General features: G+C 72.5%; 5 protein-coding genes. 3 read left to right on the forward strand and 2 right to left on the reverse strand.

The window, feature by feature from the left end; translation table 11 throughout:
* Positions 1-143: 143 nt before the first annotated feature.
* The gene (locus tag LOY02_RS18395) at positions 144-569 is read left to right on the forward strand and encodes an SRPBCC family protein (protein WP_317183818.1); all 426 of its coding nucleotides are present in this window, start codon (positions 144-146) and stop codon (positions 567-569) included.
* Between the two features lie 30 nt (positions 570-599).
* Here the strand turns inward: LOY02_RS18395 and LOY02_RS18400 are convergent, their stop codons facing one another.
* On the reverse strand, positions 600-1,031 hold the full coding sequence (locus tag LOY02_RS18400) for an OsmC family peroxiredoxin (protein WP_317183819.1): 432 nt from the start codon (positions 1,029-1,031) through the stop codon (positions 600-602).
* A gap of 179 nt (positions 1,032-1,210) precedes the next feature.
* On the opposite strand from LOY02_RS18400, the gene rsmI reads away from it, so the two are divergent.
* Positions 1,211-2,053 carry a 16S rRNA (cytidine(1402)-2'-O)-methyltransferase gene (rsmI, locus tag LOY02_RS18405; RefSeq protein ID WP_317183820.1) on the forward strand — a complete coding sequence of 281 codons (843 nt, stop codon included), beginning with the start codon at positions 1,211-1,213 and terminating at the stop codon, positions 2,051-2,053.
* Between the two features lie 5 nt (positions 2,054-2,058).
* Here the strand turns inward: rsmI and LOY02_RS18410 are convergent, their stop codons facing one another.
* Positions 2,059-3,015, reverse strand: a complete 957-nt coding sequence (locus tag LOY02_RS18410) for a YafY family protein (protein WP_317183821.1) — start codon at positions 3,013-3,015, stop codon at positions 2,059-2,061.
* A 61-nt stretch (positions 3,016-3,076) separates the two neighbouring features.
* On the opposite strand from LOY02_RS18410, the gene LOY02_RS18415 reads away from it, so the two are divergent.
* Complete coding sequence (locus LOY02_RS18415) at positions 3,077-3,673, forward strand: DinB family protein (RefSeq protein WP_317183822.1); 597 nt, start codon at positions 3,077-3,079, stop codon at positions 3,671-3,673.
* Positions 3,674-3,817 lie beyond the last annotated feature (144 nt).

Here is a 3,817-nt window from a genome sequence, read left to right on the forward strand (position 1 = left end):
TGGTCGCGCTGCCGTTTCGCTGCGGCTGCGCCGACGACGCGGTATGCCGCTGGGCTCGCTCCCACAGGCCCACGGACGTCGCGCGCCCTTCCGCCCGAGGTCGAGTCGTCAGTGGCCCCCGCCCGAATGGGTAGGTACCACCCATGACTGGTCACGTGGCACGAGCCCAGGTCACGGTCGACGCGAGCCCCGCTGAGGTGTGGCGCGCCTTGACCGAACCGCAGCAGGTCAAGCAGTGGATGGTCGGCACCGACCTCGAGACGGACTGGCAGGTGGGCAGTCCCGTCAGCTGGCGCGGCGAGATCGACGGCAGATCATACGAGGACAAGGGCGAGGTCCTGGTCAGCGACGAACCGCGGCGGCTGTCGATGACCCACTACAGCCCGCTCATGGGTCAGCCGGACGAGCCCGACAACTACCACACGGTCACCTACGCCCTCGCACCCCACGGCGACGGGACCGAGGTCTCCCTGACCCAGGACGGCAACGAGTCCGCGGAGCAGGCCGAGCAGTTCTCCGCCAACTGGCAGAGCATGCTCGACGCGCTCAAGCGAGCGGTCGAGTCCTGACCGCCAGCAGCCGGGGCGGTTGGGCCGCCGTCAGTCCGCGAGGCGCGCCTCGATCGTGATCGACGGGACGGCCTTGAGGGCCTGGCTCACGGGGCAGCCCTCCTTGGCTTCCTCGGCCCTCGCCTGGAAGTCCTCCGCCGAGATGCCCGCCGCGGAACCAACGGTGCTCAGCTTGATCTCGGTGATGCCGGTCCCCGGGACGAACGTCACGGCCGCGGTCGTGTCGAGCGAGGTCGGCGGGGTACCTGCCTTGGCGAGGATGTTGGAGAAGGCCATGTTGTAGCAGGCCGAGTGGGCCGCCGCGATGAGCTCCTCGGGGCTCGTCCTGCCGCCGGGCTCCTCGGTGCGCGCCGGCCACGAGACGTCATAGGTGCCGATGCCGGAGGACTCGAGGGTGACCTGGCCGGTGCCGGAGAAGAGGTCGCCCTCCCAGTGGGCCGTTGCCGTGCGCGTGGCTGACATGAACGCTCCTTAGCTGTCGACGGACTCCTGCAACCCCACCCTTGCGTGCGACCTGCCGGGTGGCAAGGGCAGCCATCACCCCCAGCGACGATGACCGGGTGGAGTCGCCGCCCGTCAGGTCGAGTGGCCCCGAATGCACTCACCGGGGTGACCGGGTCCCGGCTTGCAAGGATGGGGGTGTGAGCACCCCACCCGACTCCGGCACCCTCGTCCTCGCCGCGACCCCGATCGGCGACCCCCGGGACGCCGCTCCGCGACTCGCGGAGCAGCTCGCCACTGCCGATGTCGTCGCCGCCGAGGACACCCGCCGCCTCAAGCGTCTGCTCACGGCCCTGGCCGTGACCCCGGCGGGTCAGGTGCTCAGCTACCACGAGCACAACGAGGCGGCGCGCACCCCGGAGCTCGTCGAGCGGCTCCTCGCCGGTGATCGGGTCGTCGTCGTCACCGACGCCGGGATGCCCTCGGTGTCGGACCCGGGATACCGACTCGTCGCCGCTGCCGTCGCGGCAGGCGTCCGCGTCACGGCCGTGCCCGGGCCGAGCGCGGTCCTCATGGCCCTCGCGGTGTCGGGCCTGCCCGTCGACCGCTTCTGCTTCGAGGGGTTCCTCCCGCGGAAGGCCGGCGACCGCTCCCGGGCCCTGGCCGCTCTCGAGGACGAACGCCGCACGATGGTCTTCTTCGAGGCTCCCCATCGCCTCGCCGAGACGCTCGCCGCCATGGCGCAGGCCTTCGGCCCTGCGCGCCGCGCGGCCGTGTGCCGCGAGCTGACCAAGACCTATGAGGAGGTGCGGCGCGGAGGACTCGACGAGCTCGCCGCGTGGGCCCAGGACGGCGTCAGGGGCGAGATCACCATCGTCGTCGCGGGGGCCGAGCGGAAGGTCACGTCCGTCGAGGACGAGCTCAGCGGCATACGGCAGCGGGTGGCGCAGGGCGAGCGGCTCAAGGACGTCTGCGCGGACGTCGCGGCGCGCACGGGTCTGTCCAAGAAGGCGCTCTACGACGCCGCCGTAGCGGCGAGCTGACCCGCTCAGGTGGACGCGCGCGCCAGGCGCTCGGACAACCGGCGCATCGCCCCCCGCAAGGCTGGCGGCCCGAGCACATCGAAGTCCCAGGGCAGCCGGGCGAAGTGCATCGCCATCCAGTCGAGGTCCATCCCGCCGGCCTCGACGATGCAGTGGGACCGCCCGTCAGCCGTGACGGTCCCGGCGGCGGGGGGAATGGCCTGGGCCACGACGGATCTCGGCGCGCTCACCCTGACGCGGCCCACGTGCTCGTACGCCGACTGGCTGATGGCCCGCTGGACGAACTCGGCGGCATCAGGCGCGTCGCGGGGGCGGAAGCGCCATCCCCGCGGCGCGAGACCGGAGATGCGGTCGAGGCGGAAGGTCCGCCAGCCGTCCCGGTCGACGTCGAAGCCGAGGAGGTACCAGCGCCGCCCGGTGGCGACGAGACGATACGGCTCGACGCGACGCTCGCCCGACCCGTGTGGACCGCTGTAGTCGAACCGCACCTGCTCGGTCCCGCGGACGGCACGGGCCAGGGTCAGCAGCGTGCCCGAGTCGACGACGGGCACCGTGGGGTCGAGCGTCGTCGTCGCCTCATGGATCGCCTCGACCTCCCCGCGCAGTCGCGACGGCAGCACCTGGTCGAGCTTCGCGAGCGTTCGCACCGCGGCCTCACCGAGCCCCTCGACGGTGCCGCCGGCCGCGAGACGCAGGCACACTGCGACGGCGACCGCCTCGTCGTCGTCGAGCAGCAGCGGCGGGAGCCGGCGACCCGCCCCCAGCTGGTAGCCGCCGGCGGCCCCGTGCTCCGCATTGACGGGATAGCCGAGGTCCCGGAGCCGCTCGACGTCGCGGCGCACGCTGCGCGTCGTCACACCGAGGCGATCGGCCAGCTCGGGGCCGCTCCACACCGGGCGCGACTGGAGCAGGTCGAGCAGGCGCAGGACCCGCGCGGTCGGGCCGTGGTTGCCCTCTGTCACGGCGACATCGTGCCACGCCGTGCGGACAGCACCTGTCCTACTTCTCTGCGACGCTGGGGTCATGAGCACGAAGCCGAGCGAACCGACCACACAGCCGACGGACACCGACTGGACCGCCCACCTCGTCGAGCAGATCGACTGGCACTGGACGAACCAACTCCGGCCCCGGCTCGAGGGCCTCACCGACGAGGAGTACTTCTGGAGGCCCACACCGGGCGCATGGAGCGTCCACCCGCGCGGGGAGGGGACCGCGGCGATCGAGGCCGGCTCCGGCGACTACACCATCGACTGGGCGTTCCCGGAGCCCGTGCCCGCTCCCTTGACGACGATCTCCTGGCGCCTCGGTCACATCATCGTCGGTGTCCTCGGCGCTCGCCTCCACGGCCACTTCGGGGGCCCGCAGGCCGACTACACGACCTGGGACTACAGCAGCACGGCAGCAGGCGCGCTCGCCCAGCTCGACGAGGCGTATGCCGCGTGGCTCGCCGGGATCCGCACGTGGACGGGGTCTGCCCTGCTCGAGCCCTGCGGCCCGGCCGAAGGCCCCTGGGCACAGGCTCCCCGGGTCACGCTCGTGCTCCACATCAACCGCGAGCTGATCCACCACGGGGCCGAGATCGCCCTGCTGCGAGACCTCTGGGCGCACCGCAACGACTGACCCCTCCCCGGCCCGCAGCAACTTCGCCCCGGCGAAGTTCGCGCGGCCACACACCCCCCGACCCCGCAGCAACTTCGCCCCGGCGAAGTTCGCGCGGCCGCGACGGGCCGCCGCACACGCCGGCCCAGCCCACCCGGTGCCCGA

This window comes from Intrasporangium sp. (assembly GCF_032907665.1).
Lineage (GTDB): Bacteria > Actinomycetota > Actinomycetes > Actinomycetales > Dermatophilaceae > Intrasporangium.

Excerpts from the sequence above, each read along its gene's own strand:
- LOY02_RS18395 (WP_317183818.1), top strand. The coding sequence starts at position 144 with ATGACTGGTCACGTGGCACGAGCCCAGGTCACGGTCGACGCGAGCCCC.
- LOY02_RS18400 (WP_317183819.1), bottom strand. The coding sequence starts at position 1,031 with ATGTCAGCCACGCGCACGGCAACGGCCCACTGGGAGGGCGACCTCTTC.
- LOY02_RS18415 (WP_317183822.1), top strand. The coding sequence starts at position 3,077 with ATGAGCACGAAGCCGAGCGAACCGACCACACAGCCGACGGACACCGAC.